This window comes from Rhodobacteraceae bacterium M382, assembly GCA_025141015.1.
Classification (GTDB): Bacteria; Pseudomonadota; Alphaproteobacteria; order Rhodobacterales; family Rhodobacteraceae; genus Aliisedimentitalea; species Aliisedimentitalea scapharcae.
Genome location: CP081098.1, coordinates 3,199,453 through 3,216,164, shown reverse-complemented (window position 1 = coordinate 3,216,164; position 16,712 = coordinate 3,199,453). Strand labels below are relative to the sequence as shown.

Annotated in this window: 14 protein-coding genes; 12 read left to right on the top strand and 2 right to left on the bottom strand. The window is 61.6% G+C overall.

What is annotated here, in order from left to right; translation table 11 throughout:
* Positions 1 to 257: 257 nt before the first annotated feature.
* The 9 genes from mraZ to K3727_14905 all read left to right on the top strand — a co-directional run bounded on the left by mraZ (position 258) and on the right by K3727_14905 (position 10,354).
* Positions 258 to 761, top strand: a complete 504-nt coding sequence (gene mraZ / locus K3727_14945) for a division/cell wall cluster transcriptional repressor MraZ (GenBank protein UWQ90085.1) — start codon at positions 258 to 260, stop codon at positions 759 to 761.
* A gap of 3 nt (positions 762 to 764) precedes the next feature.
* Positions 765 to 1,769 carry a 16S rRNA (cytosine(1402)-N(4))-methyltransferase RsmH gene (gene rsmH / locus K3727_14940; protein UWQ90084.1) on the top strand — a complete coding sequence of 335 codons (1,005 nt, stop codon included), beginning with the start codon at positions 765 to 767 and terminating at the stop codon, positions 1,767 to 1,769.
* Positions 1,766 to 2,122 (top strand): cell division protein FtsL, encoded by a 357-nt coding sequence (locus tag K3727_14935; protein ID UWQ90083.1) that lies wholly within the window; start codon positions 1,766 to 1,768, stop codon positions 2,120 to 2,122. Before rsmH ends, K3727_14935 begins: the two co-directional genes overlap by 4 nt.
* Positions 2,119 to 3,903 carry a penicillin-binding protein 2 gene (locus tag K3727_14930; protein UWQ90082.1) on the top strand — a complete coding sequence of 595 codons (1,785 nt, stop codon included), beginning with the start codon at positions 2,119 to 2,121 and terminating at the stop codon, positions 3,901 to 3,903. The genes K3727_14935 and K3727_14930 overlap by 4 nt, the downstream gene beginning before the upstream one ends.
* Positions 3,904 to 3,915: 12 nt before the next feature.
* The gene (locus K3727_14925; GenBank protein UWQ90081.1) at positions 3,916 to 5,397 is read left to right on the top strand and encodes a UDP-N-acetylmuramoyl-L-alanyl-D-glutamate--2,6-diaminopimelate ligase; all 1,482 of its coding nucleotides are present in this window, start codon (positions 3,916 to 3,918) and stop codon (positions 5,395 to 5,397) included.
* Positions 5,394 to 6,815 carry a UDP-N-acetylmuramoyl-tripeptide--D-alanyl-D-alanine ligase gene (gene murF / locus K3727_14920; GenBank protein UWQ90080.1) on the top strand — a complete coding sequence of 474 codons (1,422 nt, stop codon included), beginning with the start codon at positions 5,394 to 5,396 and terminating at the stop codon, positions 6,813 to 6,815. The genes K3727_14925 and murF overlap by 4 nt, the downstream gene beginning before the upstream one ends.
* A gap of 1 nt (position 6,816) precedes the next feature.
* Positions 6,817 to 7,899, top strand: coding sequence for a phospho-N-acetylmuramoyl-pentapeptide-transferase (gene mraY / locus K3727_14915; protein ID UWQ90079.1), 1,083 nt, complete (start codon positions 6,817 to 6,819; stop codon positions 7,897 to 7,899).
* A gap of 161 nt (positions 7,900 to 8,060) precedes the next feature.
* A complete protein-coding gene (murD, locus tag K3727_14910; protein UWQ90078.1) occupies positions 8,061 to 9,464 on the top strand; it encodes a UDP-N-acetylmuramoyl-L-alanine--D-glutamate ligase in 1,404 nt (467 codons plus the stop codon).
* A gap of 41 nt (positions 9,465 to 9,505) precedes the next feature.
* Positions 9,506 to 10,354, top strand: coding sequence for a fumarylacetoacetate hydrolase family protein (locus K3727_14905; protein ID UWQ90077.1), 849 nt, complete (start codon positions 9,506 to 9,508; stop codon positions 10,352 to 10,354).
* A 70-nt stretch (positions 10,355 to 10,424) separates the two neighbouring features.
* Here K3727_14905 and K3727_14900 read toward each other — a convergent pair whose 3' ends face one another.
* Together K3727_14900 and K3727_14895 are read right to left on the bottom strand one after the other, a co-directional pair.
* Positions 10,425 to 11,609, bottom strand: a complete 1,185-nt coding sequence (locus K3727_14900) for an NAD(P)/FAD-dependent oxidoreductase (GenBank protein ID UWQ90076.1) — start codon at positions 11,607 to 11,609, stop codon at positions 10,425 to 10,427.
* A 50-nt stretch (positions 11,610 to 11,659) separates the two neighbouring features.
* Positions 11,660 to 12,697: a glucosaminidase domain-containing protein gene (locus tag K3727_14895; GenBank protein ID UWQ90075.1), complete on the bottom strand. Its 1,038-nt coding sequence runs from the start codon at positions 12,695 to 12,697 to the stop codon at positions 11,660 to 11,662.
* A gap of 224 nt (positions 12,698 to 12,921) precedes the next feature.
* Here K3727_14895 and ftsW point away from each other — a divergent pair, with 224 nt between their 5' ends.
* From ftsW to murC, 3 genes are read left to right on the top strand one after another with little or no spacing between them, the layout of a single operon-like run.
* Entirely contained in the window at positions 12,922 to 14,085 is a 1,164-nt protein-coding gene (gene ftsW, locus K3727_14890) for a putative lipid II flippase FtsW (GenBank protein UWQ90074.1), read from the top strand.
* Between the two features lie 44 nt (positions 14,086 to 14,129).
* Positions 14,130 to 15,221, top strand: coding sequence for a UDP-N-acetylglucosamine--N-acetylmuramyl-(pentapeptide) pyrophosphoryl-undecaprenol N-acetylglucosamine transferase (locus K3727_14885; protein UWQ90073.1), 1,092 nt, complete (start codon positions 14,130 to 14,132; stop codon positions 15,219 to 15,221).
* An 8-nt stretch (positions 15,222 to 15,229) separates the two neighbouring features.
* On the top strand, positions 15,230 to 16,633 hold the full coding sequence (gene murC / locus K3727_14880; GenBank protein UWQ90072.1) for a UDP-N-acetylmuramate--L-alanine ligase: 1,404 nt from the start codon (positions 15,230 to 15,232) through the stop codon (positions 16,631 to 16,633).
* Positions 16,634 to 16,712 lie beyond the last annotated feature (79 nt).

Below are 16,712 nucleotides of genomic sequence, written 5' to 3'. Positions count from 1 at the left end.
ATGAAGACGGACCAAGGGGCTCCAGACCCCGAACAAAAACAAAAGCAGGTTTCATACAGGCCTCCTTCCTCATTCAAGACTTGAAGAGATCCGGCGCGCGAGCGAGCAGACATCCCCCCAGGTGGCGCGCGCAGTCGGAACCCCCGCTCAGCGGGACGAGGACGGCGGGTTGATCAGTGGCAGCAGATCAACCCGCCGTTTCTCCTTTCTGGGGGACGATAAACACGCGGGGGCGCGAAAAAAAAGGGACAGGGATTTTGGGCCGCAGGTTCAGAGGCGAAAGCCACCACAAGGTGGATACGAAGGGCAGGGTGTCTATCCCGGCCTCGTTTCGCCGTGTGCTGGAGGCGGGCGATCCCAACTGGCAATCCGGTGGCAATCCCGAACTGGTGATTGTCTACGGGGATCACCGCCGCAAATTCCTGGAATGCTATACCATGGACGCCATCGACGAGGTCGACGCCAAAATCGACGCTCTGCCGCGTGGTTCGATGGAACGCAAGATGTTGCAGCGCCTGTTCCATGGGCAATCCTTTCCCACCAATGTGGATGAAACTGGGCGCCTGGTCTTGCCGACCAAGCTGCGCGGCAAGATCGACCTGGAAAAAGAGGCGTTTTTTATCGCTGCGGGTGACACATTCCAGATCTGGAAGCCCGAAACATATGAATCCGAAGAGCTGGCCGCCGCCGAAGAATGGCTGGAAGAGCTGCCCGACGATTTTGATCCTTTGCAATTCTTGGATGGCGCAGGAGGCGCGTAAGGAATGGCGGCAGGTAAGGAGACTGGCCCTGAAACCGGATCCGCCCCGCATGTTCCCGTTCTGCTGCGCCCATTGCTGGCAGCGGTGGCACCGGTGTCGGGACGCTGGTTGGATGGAACATTCGGCGCAGGTGGGTATTCGCGTGGCTTGCTAGAGGCAGGTGCCGATCAGGTTATCGGCGTGGACCGGGATCCGCTGGCCTTTGACATGGCCCGGACATGGGCAGGTGACTACGGTGATCGGCTGATCCTGCAAGCGGGCGTCTTTTCGAAAATGGATGACTATGCCAGCGATCTGGACGGTGTGGTTCTGGATCTGGGCGTGTCCTCCATGCAGCTGGATCTGGCCGAGCGCGGATTTTCATTCATGAGAGATGGCCCGCTGGACATGCGTATGTCCCAGGATGGCCCCTCTGCGGCGGATCTGGTGGCAGAGCTGGACGAAGTCGAACTGGCTGATGTGCTGTTCACATTTGGAGAAGAGCGCGCTTCGCGCCGGATTTCCAAGGCGATCGTGCGGGCCCGCACCGAAGCTCCGATCACCACGACCCTTCAGTTGGCGTCGATCGTTGAATCCTGTCTGCCAAGATCGAAACCGGGGCAATCGCACCCGGCGACGCGGTCGTTTCAGGGGCTGAGGATTGCGGTGAATGCCGAATACGACGAGCTGTTCAACGGTCTATTGGCAGCCGAGCGCGCATTGAAGCCCGGCGGGTTGCTGGCCGTTGTGACATTCCATTCCATCGAAGACCGCATGGTCAAACGATTTTTCCAGCATCGCGCAGGCAAAACGGGACGGGCCAACCGCTATGCGCCCGAACTCGAAGTGATCCCGTCGCAATTTGAACTGGTCACCCGCAAGTCGGTCGGTCCTGATGAACAGGAACTGGCGGAAAATCCACGGTCCCGGTCTGCCCGTCTGCGGGTCGGTCGCCGGACCGAGGCCCCCGCCACCCCCATCACCGCCCGTGAAATTGGCATGCCGCAGCTCAAAGGGGCACGCAAATGAGAATGTTGCTGTATGTGCTGACTGCCTTGGCCGTGTTTGGTTTGGCATTCTGGGCGTATCGTGAAAATTATGCGACCCAACAGGTGCTCAAGGAAAACCGCGCCTTGCAGCGCCAGATCGGTCAGGCGCAGGTCCGACTCAGTGTCCTGCGTGCCGAATGGGCCTATTTGAATCGCCCGGACCGATTGCGCGATCTGGCAGAAATCAATTTTGACCGTCTGGGCCTGTTGCCGTTGCGTCCCGATCAATTCGGTCGTGTGGACGAAGTGGAATACCCGCAAACTCAGCTGGAATTCGAAAACGGGATAGATGTATCGACCATGGATTCCGCCGGGCAGGAGCAGTTCCCATGATCCGCACGCCGCTACGGCCTTTGGCCCGCATTCTCGACGCGCGTTCAAAGGGGGAAAACCCCGACGTGATCGAACGCGAAAATATCCGCCGCCGTCATGCTGAAATGCAGGACAAGACACGCCAACGCGCCGAAGGGCGATTGTTGGTCATGGGTGGGTTCTTCCTGTGCGCCTTTGTGGTGATCGGGGCGCGGATGGGCATGTTGGCCTCGACTGAACCGGCCGAACCCTTTGCCAATGCGGCCGGATCTGCCATCGCCATGCAGCGCGCTGACATTGTGGATCGCGACGGGCGTATCCTGGCGACCAATTTCGACACGTTCAGCCTCTATGCCCAGCCGCCCCAGATGGTGGACCCGGTGGCGGCTGTGGATGGGTTGATGACGATCTTTCCGGATCTCGACCAGGACCGCCTGCTCAAGGATTTCACCGGCAAGCGGAAATTCGTCTGGATCAAGAAACGCATCAGCCCGGAACAGAAACAGGCCGTGCATGATCTGGGCGATCCCGGTTTGTTGTTTGGCCCTCGTGAAATGCGGCTCTATCCCAACGGCCGCCTGGCGGCCCATGTGCTGGGTGGGGCCGGTTTTGGCAAGGAAGGCGTGAGCGCGGCCGAAGTGATTGGTGTCGCGGGCGTCGAAAAGCAGTTTGACGGCTATCTGCGCGACCCGGCCAATGGTGCAAAACCGTTGCAATTGTCGCTGGATCTGACCGTACAGGCAGCGGCTGAACGGGTGCTGTATGGCGGCATGAAGCTGATGAATGCCAAAGGTGCGACTTCGGTGTTGATGGATGTGCACACCGGCGAAGTTGTTTCGGTTGTCAGCCTGCCTGATTTTGACCCCAACGAACGGCCGCGCCCTCCGGTGAGCGGGGATCAGTCCGACAGCCCGCTGTTCAATCGGTCCGTGCAGGGGGTGTATGAACTGGGCTCGACCTTCAAGATTTTCACCGCGGCGCAGGCCGTGGATCTGGGGCTGGTGAATTCCGAGACCATCATTGACACATCAGGTCCAATGCGGGTCGGTGGCTATCCCATCGGCGAATTCAAGAACAAGAACTATGGCAAGATCAGCGTGGCTGACATCATTGTCAAAAGCTCGAACCGGGGCACCGGGCGTCTGGCCCTGCAAATCGGAGCAACCCGACAAAAGGCCTTTTTGGGCTCGCTGGGCATGTTTGACCCCACGCCGTTCGAAATTGTCGAAGCCCGCGGCGGACAGCCCTTGTTCCCGAAACAATGGGGCGAACTCAGCACTGTAACCATCTCTTACGGGCATGGGCTTTCGACCAGCCCGATGCATCTGGCCGCTGGGTATGCGGCGATTGCCAATGGTGGCCACTATATCAGCCCCACGATCCTGAAACAGCCCGGCCCCCAATACGGCCCGCGTATCATGTCGACCGAAGCTGCCCATGCGGCCCAACTGATGCTGCGCAAGGTGGTGACGTCGGGCACAGCCAGCTTTGGCGAGGTTCCGGGGTATGTGGTGGGCGGCAAGACGGGAACCGCCGACAAACCGAAACCGAATGGCGGCTATTATGAAAGCAAGGTCATCGCCACTTTTGCCGCAATGTTCCCGGCCAATGATCCAAAATATGTGCTGATCCTAACGTTGGATGAACCGTCGGTGGTTGCCTACGGCGAAGAACGCCGCAGCGCGGGCTGGACAGCGGTGCCGGTCGCGGCCGAAATGATCGGTCGGGTGGCTCCTTTGTTGGGTCTCAGACCACACGTTGAACCCGGACAATTGGCTGGTATAACCCTGACCTCAAACTAAGGCAGGGCAGATATGACCACAGACCCCAAACCTCTCAGTCAACTGGCGCTCACCGCGCGCGGCGGAGTGGATCCGATGATCACCGGGCTCGCCGTGGACAGCCGGGCCGTTCAGTCCGGCTTTCTGTTTGCGGCCTTGCCCGGAACCCAGGTGCATGGGGCCAAATTCATTCCCGCCGCGCTGGATCGTGGCGCGACCGCGATCCTGACCGACGCCACGGGCGCTCAGATTGCCGAAACCCTGCTGGCCGAATCGTCGGTGGCCGTGGTCGTTGCCGAAGACCCACGCCAGACGTTGGCGATGACATCGGCGTTGTGGTTTGGCGCTCAGCCCGAAACCATGGTGGCGGTGACCGGTACCAACGGCAAGACCTCGGTGGCGACTTTTGTGCGCCAGATCTGGAGCGAGCTGGGTCACCAGGCGATCAATCTGGGCACCACCGGGGTGGAAGGGGCCTGGTCCTACCCGCTGGCCCATACGACACCGGAACCCATTACCCTGCATAATGCCCTGTCACAGGCGGCCGCCCACGGTGTGACCCACGCGGCGATGGAGGCATCGTCGCACGGGCTGGAACAACGTCGTCTGGACGGGGTTCAGCTGGCAGCTGCGGGATTTACCAATTTCACCCAGGATCACCTGGACTATCACGAAACATTTGATGCCTATTTCGCCGCCAAGGCCGGGCTGTTCCGCCGGGTGTTGCCCGAAGATGGCGTTGCGGTGATCAACTTGGATGATTCCCGCGGATCCGAAATGCGCGCCATTGCCGCCGCCCGCGGTCAGGAAGTCATCGGCGTCGGGCGCGGTATGGGCGATCTGAAGCTGATTGCGCAACGCTATGATGCGACAGGGCAGGATTTGCGGTTCTCCTGGCATGACAAACCCTATCAGGCGCGGCTGGATCTGATCGGCGGGTTTCAGGCTGAAAACGTGCTGCTGGCTTGCGGATTGGTGATCGCAGGCGGCGAAGACCCCCAGAGGGTCTTTGAAACGCTGCCGCATCTGACAACTGTTCGGGGGCGCATGCAGCTGGCGGCCACGCGCCAGAACGGGGCGGCTGTCTTTGTGGACTATGCTCATACGCCTGACGCGGTGGCCACGGCCCTGCGCGCCATGCGCCCGCATGTGTTGGGGCGGTTGGTTGCGATTGTCGGGGCCGGTGGCGATCGGGACGCCACCAAACGCCCGCTGATGGGGCAGGCCGCGCATGACAATGCCGATCTGGTGATCGTCACCGACGACAACCCGCGCTCCGAGGATCCGGCCCTGATCCGCGCTGCGGTCAAGACCGGTGCGCCAAATGCACAGGAATACGGCGACCGCGCCGAAGCGATCCTGCGCGGCATTCATCTGCTGGGACCGGGCGACGCGCTGCTGGTCTGCGGCAAAGGGCATGAAACCGGGCAGACCGTTGGCGATGATGTGCTGCCTTTTGACGATGTGGAACAGGCCAGCATGGCCGTGGCGGCGCTGGACGGGGGAATTGCATGACAGTGTTGTGGACAGCAACCGAGGCCGCCGAGGCCACCGGCGGACGCGTGCAGGGGGATTGGCAGGTCACTGGCGTGTCGATCGACACCCGCACGATTGAACCCGGCGATCTGTTTGTGGCGCTCAGGGCCGCGCGCGACGGGCATGATTTTGTCGCCCAGGCGTTGGCCAATGGGGCCGGTGCTGCGCTGGTGTCTCATGTTCCTGATGGCGTTGGTCCGGAGGCACCGCTGTTGATCGTCGATGATGTTCAGGCCGGACTCGAGGCGCTGGGCCGCGCGTCGCGTGCCCGCAGCACGGCGCAGATCGTGGCCGTGACCGGGTCGGTGGGCAAAACCTCGACCAAGGAGATGCTGGCCCGGATGCTGGCCGATCAGGGCCGCACCCATGCGGCTGTGGCCAGTTACAACAATCATTGGGGGGTGCCGCTGACCCTGGCGCGGATGCCGCGCGACACCGAATTTGCGGTGATCGAAATCGGCATGAATCACCCCGGCGAAATCGCGCCTTTGTCGCAACAGGCACGTCCCCATGTGGCCCTGGTCACGACGGTGGCAGAGGTGCATCTGGAGGCGTTTGACGACATCACCGGGATTGCGCGTGAAAAGGCGGCCATTGTTGATGGGCTGGAGCCCGGCGGTGTGGCGGTTCTGAATGGCGATATCGCCCAGGCTGACATTCTGGGCGCAGTGGCGCGCGATCACGGCGTCCCGGTTGTCTGGTTCGGGGAGCGCGCCCGGGACTATCGGTTGCTGTCCACCGACCTGCAGGGGGAAACCACGGTGGCGCAGGTGCGCACACCTGACGGCGACGTGACGCTGCACATCCAGTCTTTGGGCCGTCATTTTGCCATGAACGCATTGGGGGCCTTGGCCTGTATCACGGCGCTGGGCGCGGATCCGGTGCGCGCGGCACACAGTCTGTCGCTGTGGTCCCCGGTCAAGGGACGCGGCGTCCGCGAAGTGATCACCGTCGTGGGCGGCGAGATCATTCTGCTCGATGACAGCTATAACGCCAACCCAACCTCGATGGGGGCGGCGCTCGAGGTGCTGGCCGCAACCCAGGGGCAGGGACGGCGCATTGCCTGTCTGGGCGACATGAAGGAACTGGGCCCTGATGAGATGGCTCTGCATGCAAACATGGCGGTTCACCCGGCTTTGGCCGGGGTTGACCGGGTGCACTGCGTGGGCCCGTTGATGCGGGCCATGCACGCGGCGCTGCCCGAACACAAACGCGGTGGCTGGTTCGAAACCAGCGCCCAAGCCGCAGCCACGCTGGCCAATGAGGTCGCAATCGGCGACATTGTGCTGGCCAAGGGGTCATTGTCGATGGCATTGGCCCGGGTTGTTGACGCCATCCGCGATCTGGGCCATGGCCCCCACTCTGCAACGCAACACGAACCGAACGGGGCCACCTGACATGCTGTTTTGGCTGACCGAGCTGTCGGATGGGGGGGATTTTTTCAACCTCTTCCGCTATATCACTTTTCGCGCCGGTGGGGCCTTTATGACGGCCTTGCTGTTCGGCTTTCTGTTTGGCAGGCCGTTGATCAATGTTCTGCGCAAACGCCAGGGCAAGGGCCAGCCGATCCGCGACGACGGTCCCGAAGGCCATTTCACCAAGGCAGGCACGCCGACCATGGGCGGGTTGCTGATCGTGGGGGCGCTGGTCACGGCGACCTTGTTGTGGGGGCGGTGGGACAATCCGTTCATCTGGCTGGTGTTGTTCGTGACACTGGCCTATGCAGCCATCGGGTTTGCCGATGATTATGCAAAAGTGTCCAAACAGAACACCAAAGGGGTTCCGGGCAAACTGCGCATCGCGCTGGGGATCCTGATCGGGATCGTGGCCGCCTTGTGGGCTGCGGCCTATCACCCGGACGCCTTGCAGAACCGGCTGGCGCTGCCTGTTTTCAAGGATACTCTGATCAATCTCGGTGTGTTCTATGTCCCGTTTTCGGTCATCGTGATCGTTGGCGCGGCCAATGCGGTGAACCTGACGGATGGGTTGGACGGGCTGGCCATCATGCCGGTGATGATTGCGGCCTCGACCCTCGGCGTGATTGCCTATGCGGTGGGGCGGGTCGATTTTACCGAATATCTGGATGTGCACTATGTGCCCGGCACCGGAGAGATCCTGATCTTTACCGCTGCATTGTTTGGCGGCGGTTTGGGGTTCCTGTGGTACAATGCGCCACCGGCGGCTGTGTTCATGGGCGACACCGGGTCTTTGGCCCTGGGGGGGGCGCTGGGGGCGATTGCGGTGGTGACCAAACATGAACTGGTGCTGGCCATCGTGGGCGGTCTGTTCGTGGTCGAAGCGATGAGCGTGATCATTCAGGTGCTCTATTTCAAACGGACAGGCAAACGCGTGTTTCTGATGGCTCCGATCCATCACCACTATGAGAAAAAGGGCTGGGCGGAACCAACCATTGTGATCCGCTTCTGGATCATTTCTCTGATCCTGGCGATGATCGGTCTGGCCACGCTGAAAGTGCGTTAAGCTGTCTGCCACATGTGACCTATAAAAAGCCGCGTCGAAGCGGCTTTTTTCTTGCGGTTTGAAACGCCTTGGCACCGGTGAAACGCGGCGCGCCCTTGCATATTCCGGGTTCTCCAGTACAGGGTGTCGCGAGAGAAAAAAGTTCAGGTGAGGACGGCGAAATGATCCCGGTCAAAGGATTTGAAGGCGCCAATGTGGCAGTTCTCGGGTTGGGCCGGTCAGGGCTGGCCACAGCGCGCGCCCTGCACGCAGGGGGGGCTGTGCCGCTGTGCTGGGATGACAATCCCGCCGCCCGCGCCACAGCCGAAACCGAAGGTTTCTCCTGTCAGGATCTGATGAAATCGGGTGCCTTTGACGATGTGGCGACGCTGATCGTGTCTCCGGGTATTCCGCATCTCTATCCCACGCCCAACCCGGTGGTTCGCGCCGCTTTAGACGCGGGCGTTCCAGTCGACAATGACATCGGCCTGTTTTTCCGCTCGGTCGCGACCCATGACTGGAACAATTTCGACATCGCGCCGCGGATTGTGGCCGTCACGGGGTCGAACGGGAAATCCACCACCGTTGCGCTGCTTCAGCACATCCTGACACAGGCCGGGCGCAGGTCTCAGCTGGCCGGGAACATCGGTCGGGGGGTGCTGGACATCGACCCGCCCGGTGACGGGGATGTGGTGGTGCTGGAACTGTCCAGCTATCAGACTGAACTGGCCCGGTCGCTGACGCCGGATGTGGCCGTGTTCACCAACCTGTCTCCGGATCATCTGGACCGCCACGCAGGCATGGGCGGCTATTTCGCCGCCAAACGCCGCCTGTTTGCCGAAGGTGGACCGGATCGCGCCGTGATTGGCGTGGACGAGAACGAAGGCGCATTTCTGGCCGGTCAGCTCAGCGAAGGGGTGACAGACGACCGGGTGATCCGGGTCTCTGCATCGCGCAAGCTGGCGGGGCCGGGCTGGAATGTCTTTGTGCGCAAGGGGTTTTTGTCGGAATATCGCAAGGGGCGCCAGGCGGGTTCCATTGACCTGCGTGCCATTCAGGGACTGCCGGGTGTTCACAATCACCAAAACGCCTGCGCCGCCTATGCGGCGGCCCGCACCCTCGGTTTGGCCCCGCGCCAGATCGAGACCGGATTGGCCAGCTATCCGGGTCTGCCACACCGCAGCCAGACCATCGCGGAACAGGACGGCGTGCGCTATGTCAATGACAGCAAGGCCACCAATGTCGACAGCGCGATCAAGGCGCTGAGCGCCTTTTCGAACATCCGTTGGATCTGTGGCGGGCTGGAAAAGGCAGGCGGGCTGGACGCGCTTCGGGGTCAGACCGGCACTGTGGTCAAAGCCTATGTTATCGGGCGCGAAGCGGCCGGGTTTGCCATGCAACTGGATGTAGAGGCCGAGGTCTGCACCACCATGGCCACAGCCGTCGAACGCGCGATCACCGACGCACAGCCAGGGGACACCGTGGTGCTGGCTCCGGCTGCGGCCAGTTTTGACCAATATGACAATTTTGAACAGCGCGGTGATGATTTCATCGCAGCAGTGACCACGCGGCTGGGCCTGGGCTGAGTTGGCGGCCGGCCGGACCGGGGTCACATGGGAGAAAACAGATGAAATTACTCAGAGTTGGGGCCGCGGGACGAGAGACACCGGCCATTCTGGATTCAGAGGGCCAGCTGCGGGATGCGTCCGCGCTGGTTGCGGATTGGCGCGATGCGGCTCTGGATCCGGCGGCATTGACCGGGCTTGCGCAGATGGACCTGCGCAGTCTGCCAACACTGAGCGCAGATACCCGCATTGGCCCCTGTGTCGCCGGGGTTGGCAAATTCATCTGTATCGGACTGAATTATTCCGACCATGCGGCCGAAGCGGGAATGCCGGTGCCCACAGAGCCGATTCTGTTCATGAAAGCCACCTCGGCCATTTGCGGGCCAAATGACGATGTCATCATCCCGCGCGGCGCAAAAAGGACCGATTGGGAGGTCGAATTGGGTGTCGTGATCGGGCGCGCGGCGCGCTATGTCGATCAGGCCACAGCGCTGGATCATGTGGCGGGCTATTGCGTCATCAATGATGTGTCCGAGCGCGACTTTCAGCTGGAGCGCGGGGGGCAATGGGTCAAGGGCAAAAGCGCCGATACCTTTGGTCCGATCGGCCCCTGGCTGGTCACACCGGATGAAATCGCCGATCCGCAGGCATTGAACCTGTGGCTGTCGGTGAATGGAAAAACATTCCAGGCGGGCTCTACCGAAACGATGATCTTTGGTGTGGCGGAATTGATCTCGTATATCTCGCAATTCATGAGCCTGCAGCCCGGTGACGTGATCAGCACCGGAACCCCACCCGGTGTCGGCATGGGGCAGAAGCCGCAGGTCTATCTCAAACCCGGTGACGTTCTGGAGCTGGGCGTCGAAGGGATGGGGACGCAGATGCAGACCGTCAGAGGATGTGACGGCTGACAGCGCCGAGGAGCGGGCAGAAGACCCCGCCCCGCCAGGATTTTTGGGGGGCGTTCATTCTGGCTGCGGTTCAGACCGCGCCCTTGGCAATTGCCACGCCTGCTGCATAGGCCGACGACCAGGCCCATTGGAAGTTGTACCCGCCCAACCAGCCGGTCACATCCACCGCCTCGCCGATGACAAACAGCCCCGGAACGGTTTTGGCTTGCATAGTTTTGGACGACAGCCCGTCGGTGTCGATGCCGCCCAGGGTGACTTCGGCAGTGCGATAGCCTTCGCTGCCGGACGGGGTCAGGTGCCAGTCACGCAAACCGTCGCATAGTGTCTGCAACGCCGTATCGGATTGATCCGCCAACCGCCCCTTGAGCGCCAGTTCCGGCGCGAGGAAGTCGACCAGGCGGGCGGGCAGATGGCGGGCCAGTTCCGTGCTCAGATCCCTGCGCCCCGATGTCTGGCGCTGATCCCGCAGGGCGGTGAACAGATCCAGCTCCGGGATCAGGTTGACCCGGATCGCTTCGCCCGCGTGCCAATAGGACGACAGCTGCAACACGGCCGGCCCGCTCAGGCCGCGATGGGTGAACAGCATCGCCTCGTCAAAGGATGCCTGCGCATTGGACAGGCGCACCGGCAGGGCGGTGCCCGACAGCGGTTTGAACCGTGCATCGGAAAAGGTAAATGGAACCAGACCGGGGCGCGTTTCGGTCACATTCAGCCCAAACTGGCGCGCCACATCATAGGCAAACCCGGTTGCGCCCATTTTGGGGATGGATTTCCCGCCCGAGGCCAGCACCAGATTGCGACAGGTCAGGGTACGCCGCCCGCCGTCCCGGTTGACGTCCAGCGAGAACCCGCCGTCGGTCTTGCGCAGCTCCGCGACGCCGGAGTTCAGCCACAGCTGGGCACCGACCCGGTCCATCTCGGCCAACAGCATGGCGACGATCTGTTTGGCTGATCCATCACAGAACAGCTGACCCAATGTCTTTTCATGCCAGGCGATGCCATGGCGGTTCACCAGTTCGATAAAATCCCACTGCGTATACCGCGCCAGCGCGGATTTGCAGAAATGCGGGTTGGCGGACAGATAGTTCGCAGGCTCGGCCCACATGTTGGTGAAATTACAGCGCCCACCGCCAGAAATCCGGATCTTTTCGCCCGGGGCCTTGGCGTGATCCAACACCAACACGCTGCGCCCCGCGTGGGCCGCACACATCATGCCGGCCGCACCGGCCCCGATTATGATCGTCTCGAAATGCATTCTCTCCCAAAGCCAGAGCAGGGCGAGAAAAGCAAGAGGGTTTTACAGGATCAGAACCCCTCCATCGCGTCGCGGGCACCAATCAGATAGGCCCGCGCCAGCGCCTCTTCACCAACCGCGGCCATAACCGTGCAATCACCCGCGGAATCGCCAAAGAAGGGTTCGGTCAAAACCGTTGGAAAGGCCGAAGCCCCCAGAGAGGTCGACCCGCGCCCGGTTTTGCGGTCCTTGATCCCCCGGTTTTTCAGACCCAATTCGCGCAGCATCGCGGATTGCAGGGCGGTGGCCAGCGCCTTGCCCTTGACCGACCCGCCCCAATACAGGGTTTCAGTGCCCCGCCCACCTCCGGCGTTGAAATGCAGCTCCAGAATGGCATCTGGCCCCCAGGCATCAATCAGCGCATAGGCCGTTTCTATCTCTTCGGTGTAGGTGGCGCTCTTTTGGCGAAAGAACTGTTTGGGTTCGATTTCATATTCGGGTGCCATGTCCGCCATATGGCGGTAAACGCGCTGGTTATAGATCCATTCGGATACGGCCAATTGGTCGCAAAAGGCCCCTTTGGCGACCGCGTTGTGCCCGATCAGAACGGCCAGACGGAACTTGCGCCGTGGTAGCAGGGCGCCGCTGGCCAGCAGGGTGCTGTGACCCAGATCGTTGATCTGGGTGCGGATCCGGGGCAGCAGATTCAGGATCTTGCCCAGGTAATCCGGGTCCTGTGCATAGCCGCCGCGTTGCAGATGTCCGATATACCCCGACGGATCATCACCATAGACCTGCCAGCCGTCGTACATCGGTCCATTGCTGACAAAGGCCCAATACCCGTCAATAAAATCCTGATGGCTGCCAAATCGGCAATAGGTGTCCCAACCGTCATGGGCCTGATAATCGACAGGGTCGGCCAGATGCCGGGTCGCATTGACCCGCGCGCGAAATTTGAGCCCGCCAAAATTCAGATGCTCCTGTGCCAGCTCGCTTTGTCCGAAATTGGACTCCAAAGCCCATTGCGCCAGGGTGACCAGTTTCAACGCCGGTGCCGTGATCGTGGATTGTGCATAGGTGTGAACCAAAGTGTCCCAATTGCTGGACATATCCTGTCTCCTCAAATGTGATTTCTAAAAAAAGAACGTCTAAACAGGCCGCCATCCTACCACATTTTGCCCGGTTTTGCACACGCGCGGGGAACCGCCACCGCCTGGGTCAAAAGACTGGTGCGAGACTCGGATTTGCGGTACATTTGCCTCAACCTGCGCGACAGCGTGGATCAGATCCCGAAAACGGGACGTTTCTTGAGGCAGATAGTGGCGGTGATCTCATGACTGAGATGGTGTATGGCGCGGTTCCCCAGCGGGCCGGAGAACCTATTCTTCCAAAATGGTGGCGAACGCTTGATAAATGGTCGATGACCTGCGTCATGCTGTTGTTCGCGGTGGGCCTGTTGCTGGGGCTTGCGGCGTCGGTGCCGCTGGCGGAACGCAACGGGTTCGGCAACTTCCACTATGTCAGTCGTCAGGCCGTGTTTGGCTGTGCGGCGCTGGTGGCGATGTTGCTGACCTCGATGATGTCGCCACAGCTGGTGCGCCGTCTGGCGGTGATCGGCTTTGTCATTTCGTTTGCGGCCTTGGCGCTTTTGCCGGTGTTTGGCACTGATTTTGGCAAGGGCGCGATGCGGTGGTATTCGCTTGGCTTTGCCTCGGTGCAGCCGTCCGAATTTCTCAAACCCGGATTTGTCGTTGTGGCGGCCTGGCTGATCGCGGCCAGCCAGGAAATCAACGGCCCTCCGGGTAAACTCTGGTCTTTTGGCCTGTGTGTGACTGTGGTGCTGATGCTGGTGATGCAGCCTGACTTTGGTCAGGCGTCGCTGGTGCTGTTTGGCTGGGGCGTGATGTATTTTGTGGCCGGTGCGCCAATGTTGCTGCTGGTTGCCATGGCCGGGGTCGTGGTGCTGGGCGGCATGTTTGCCTATGCCAATTCCGAACATTTTGCCCGCCGCATCGACGGTTACCTGAACCCCGAAGTCGACCCGACCACCCAGCTGGGATATGCCACCAACGCGATCCGCGAAGGTGGGCTGTTCGGCGTTGGCGTGGGCGAGGGCGAAGTGAAATGGTCGTTGCCTGATGCGCATACCGATTTCATCATTGCCGTAGCGGCCGAAGAATACGGCCTGGTGCTGGTGCTGGTGATTATCTCGCTCTACGCGCTGATCGTGGTGCGATCTCTGTTCCGCCTGATGCGCGAACGCGATCCGTTCACCCGTCTGGCGGGCACGGGCCTGGCCGCGATGTTCGGTGTGCAGGCAATGATCAACATGGGCGTGGCCGTACGGCTGCTCCCGGCCAAAGGCATGACCCTGCCGTTTGTCAGCTATGGGGGGTCATCGCTGATCGCGGGCGGGATTGCGGTGGGCATGTTGCTGGCCTTTACCCGGACCCGTCCACAGGGCGGTATCGCCGACTACCTGCGCGGGCGCGGCTGATCCGACCCGCGGGATGACGATTTGAGAAAAGGGGCCTGGGGGCTATGGCGCAAAAATTGCTTTTGATGGCGGCAGGGGGCACGGGCGGACATATGTTCCCGGCCCAGGCTCTGGCCGAGGCAATGCTGAAACGGGGCTGGCGGGTCAAACTGTCAACGGATGCGCGCGGCGCGCGCTATACCGGCGGCTTTCCCCACACCACCGAAATCACCCAAGTGTCCAGCGCGACCTTCGCCCGCGGAGGGCTGATGGCCAAGGCGCTGGTCGCCCCGCGGATCGCTGCCGGTGTGCTGAGCATGGCCCACCAGATGCGCAAGGACCGCCCCGATGCGGTGATCGGATTTGGCGGGTACCCGTCGATCCCGGCGCTGGGCGCGGCGACCCTGTTGAAACTGCCCCGCATGATCCATGAACAGAACGGCGTGCTGGGCCGGGTGAACCAATTGTTTGCCACCCGTGTTGCGGGTGTTGCCTGTGGCGTCTGGCCCACGGACCTGCCCGAAGGTGTGCTGTCGGAACATGTGGGCAACCCGGTGCGCAAGGCGGTGCTGGAACGCGCCGGTGCAGCCTATATACCACCGGGTGATTATCCGATGTCCATTTTGGTCATGGGCGGCTCCCAAGGGGCCCGGATCCTCAGCGACACAGTCCCTGCCGCGCTGGCGGCATTGCCTGATCAGATCCGCCAACACCTGCGCGTCAGCCATCAGGCCCGTCCCGAAGACGGCGACCGGGTCAGCGCCTTTTACGCCGATCATGGCATTCCGGCTGATGTACAGCCGTTTTTCACCGATGTGCCCGCGCGCATGTCCGAAGCCCAATTGGTGATCTCGCGATCCGGCGCGTCGTCTGTGGCCGACATCAGCGTCATTGGCCGTCCGTCGATCCTGATCCCCTTTGCCGCCGCCGCAGGCGATCACCAAACCGCCAACGCCCGTGGGCTGGTGGATGCGGGCGGTGCCATCATGATCCCCGAAAGCAAGCTTGACTCTGCCTCTCTGACAGAGCAGATCGCAGCCGTTCTGGAAAACTCCAAAGGGGCCACCCAGATGTCCATTGCCGCCCTCAGCGCCGGCGTTCCCGATGCCACCGATCGTCTGGTGGGTCTGGTCGAACAGCTGGCCGAACAAGGATAACATCACAGATGACCCCAGCAACCAAACTCCCCGGTGACGTCGGCCCGATCCATTTTGTCGGCATCGGAGGCATCGGCATGTCCGGTATTGCCGAGGTGCTGTTGAATCTGGGGTACCAGGTGCAGGGGTCGGACCTCAAGGCGTCCAAGATCACCGATCGTCTGGCGGGGCTGGGCGCACAGATTTTTGTCGGACAGAGGGCCGAGAACCTTGAAAATGCCGCCGTCGTCGTGGTGTCCACGGCGATCAAACCGGGCAACCCGGAATTGGACGGCGCGCGCGATCGCGGCCTGCCGGTGGTGCGGCGCGCCGACATGCTGGCCGAATTGATGCGGCTGAAATCCAATATTGCCATTGCCGGCACCCACGGCAAAACCACCACAACCACCATGATGGCCGAATTGATGGTGGCCGGCGGGTTTGACCCCACCGTCATCAATGGCGGCATCATCCATGCCTATGGGTCGAACGCACGCATGGGACAGGGCGAATGGATGGTGGTCGAAGCGGACGAAAGCGACGGTTCGTTCAACCGGTTGCCTGCCACCATCGCCATCGTCACCAATATCGACCCCGAACATATGGAACATTGGGGCGATTTTGATGCCCTTCGGGACGGGTTCCATGATTTTGTGACCAACCTGCCGTTTTATGGCGTGGCGGTGTGCTGTACCGACCACCCCGAGGTGCAGGCCCTGGTGGGGCGGATCACCGACCGCCGGGTGGTCACCTATGGGTTTAACGCCCAGGCGGATGTGCGCGCCGTGGCTCTGACGTACAAGGGCGGCGTGGCGCATTTTGACGTGCATCTGCAGGCCGAGGACATCGTGATCAGCGGCTGTACCCTGCCGATGCCCGGAGATCACAATGTGTCAAACGCGTTGTCGGCCATTGCCGTGGCCCGCCATCTGGGCATGAAAGCGGATGAAATCCGCGCGGCTCTGGCCAATTTCGGCGGCGTCAATCGCCGGTTCACCAAAGTGGGCGAGGTCGACGGCGTCACCATCATTGACGACTACGGTCATCACCCGGTGGAAATCGCCGCGGTGCTGCGTGCGGCGCGTCAGGCCTGCGACGGGCGCGTCATCGCCGTGCACCAACCACACCGCTATTCCCGCCTGCATGACCTGTTCGAAGATTTCTGCGCCTGTTTCAACGAGGCCGACGTGGTCGCCATTGCCGAAGTGTTTTCCGCAGGCGAAGAGCCGATCAAAGGCGCTGACCGCGATTCACTGGTCGCCGGGCTGATACGCCACGGCCACCGCCACGCCAGCGCCCTGCTGGACGAGGACGGGTTGGAAAAACTGGTGCGCGCCGAAGCCCGCCCCGGCGACATGGTGGTCTGTCTGGGCGCCGGGACCATCAGCGCCTGGGCCAATGGATTGCCGGAGCGTTTGAAAGGAGAACCGTAACGGTTTCATCTGGCACCGGATTTTGGGCAAAATCCGACCCGTTTTCCGTGACGGAAAACGGCACCAGATCGAAGAGGGA

Coding starts and splice junctions, on each gene's coding strand:
- ftsW (UWQ90074.1), top strand. CDS start 12,922: ATGACTGAGATGGTGTATGGCGCGGTTCCCCAGCGGGCCGGAGAACCT.
- K3727_14905 (UWQ90077.1), top strand. CDS start 9,506: ATGAAATTACTCAGAGTTGGGGCCGCGGGACGAGAGACACCGGCCATT.
- mraY (UWQ90079.1), top strand. CDS start 6,817: ATGCTGTTTTGGCTGACCGAGCTGTCGGATGGGGGGGATTTTTTCAAC.
- murC (UWQ90072.1), top strand. CDS start 15,230: ATGACCCCAGCAACCAAACTCCCCGGTGACGTCGGCCCGATCCATTTT.
- K3727_14930 (UWQ90082.1), top strand. CDS start 2,119: ATGATCCGCACGCCGCTACGGCCTTTGGCCCGCATTCTCGACGCGCGT.
- K3727_14900 (UWQ90076.1), bottom strand. CDS start 11,609: ATGCATTTCGAGACGATCATAATCGGGGCCGGTGCGGCCGGCATGATG.
- murF (UWQ90080.1), top strand. CDS start 5,394: ATGACAGTGTTGTGGACAGCAACCGAGGCCGCCGAGGCCACCGGCGGA.
- K3727_14935 (UWQ90083.1), top strand. CDS start 1,766: ATGAGAATGTTGCTGTATGTGCTGACTGCCTTGGCCGTGTTTGGTTTG.
- rsmH (UWQ90084.1), top strand. CDS start 765: ATGGCGGCAGGTAAGGAGACTGGCCCTGAAACCGGATCCGCCCCGCAT.
- K3727_14885 (UWQ90073.1), top strand. CDS start 14,130: ATGGCGCAAAAATTGCTTTTGATGGCGGCAGGGGGCACGGGCGGACAT.
- murD (UWQ90078.1), top strand. CDS start 8,061: ATGATCCCGGTCAAAGGATTTGAAGGCGCCAATGTGGCAGTTCTCGGG.
- K3727_14895 (UWQ90075.1), bottom strand. CDS start 12,697: ATGTCCAGCAATTGGGACACTTTGGTTCACACCTATGCACAATCCACG.
- K3727_14925 (UWQ90081.1), top strand. CDS start 3,916: ATGACCACAGACCCCAAACCTCTCAGTCAACTGGCGCTCACCGCGCGC.